Origin of the sequence: Empedobacter sp. GD03797 (assembly GCF_029842105.1) — a bacterium.
GTDB classification, from domain to species: domain Bacteria; phylum Bacteroidota; class Bacteroidia; order Flavobacteriales; family Weeksellaceae; genus Empedobacter; species Empedobacter falsenii_C.
In genome coordinates, this window is sequence record NZ_JAOCFS010000076.1 from 1 (window position 1) to 546 (window position 546).

Annotated in this window: 1 protein-coding gene; it reads right to left on the minus strand. The window is 34.6% G+C overall.

Annotated elements, in window-relative coordinates; genetic code table 11:
* Positions 1-188 precede the first annotated feature (188 nt).
* Positions 189-473, minus strand: a complete 285-nt coding sequence (locus N5D90_RS17100; RefSeq protein ID WP_038335637.1) for a helix-turn-helix domain-containing protein — start codon at positions 471-473, stop codon at positions 189-191.
* Positions 474-546: the final 73 nt, after the last annotated feature.

A 546-nucleotide genomic window follows, 5' to 3' on the forward strand; every position in this document is an offset into this window, starting at 1 on the left:
GTCTTGACACAAAAACGAAACAAAAAAGTCAAGGCTATAAATCCGTTTAGGCTAAAAATCCTTTTCACTTCGGGAATGAATTAAATCATTCCCGATGGTCGGTAAACATTTTTGCGCTTCTCTCAATGGATTGACGCTCGTCTGCGAATTGTAATGCCAATTTGATTTAGATGCCGATACTCTAATTTTTAGCGTTTGTTAGAGAATGATTTGTTGTAGTGTTCGTTCAATAACTTTTCGACATCGGACATTTTGTAGTAGATTTTGTTGCCTACTTGACAGAATGAAACCTTTCCTTCATCTCTCCACGTTTGAGCAGTTCGTTTTGAAATTTTCATCAGCATTAGAAACTCCTGGTTATCCATAAATGTTTCTTGTTTAGCTGCTAATGCTTTGTTTAATTTTTTAGTGATTTCCTCTAATTGGAATACGATCGCATCGTATTGTTCCTTTGTTAAAATGATTGCTTCCATTTTCTGAATTATTTAAGATTATGGAACAAATGAAGTATAGAAAAAAAAGTCGCCAGGTCTTAAGTTGGTCTTG

Coding starts and splice junctions, on each gene's coding strand:
- N5D90_RS17100 (WP_038335637.1), bottom strand. CDS start 473: ATGGAAGCAATCATTTTAACAAAGGAACAATACGATGCGATCGTATTC.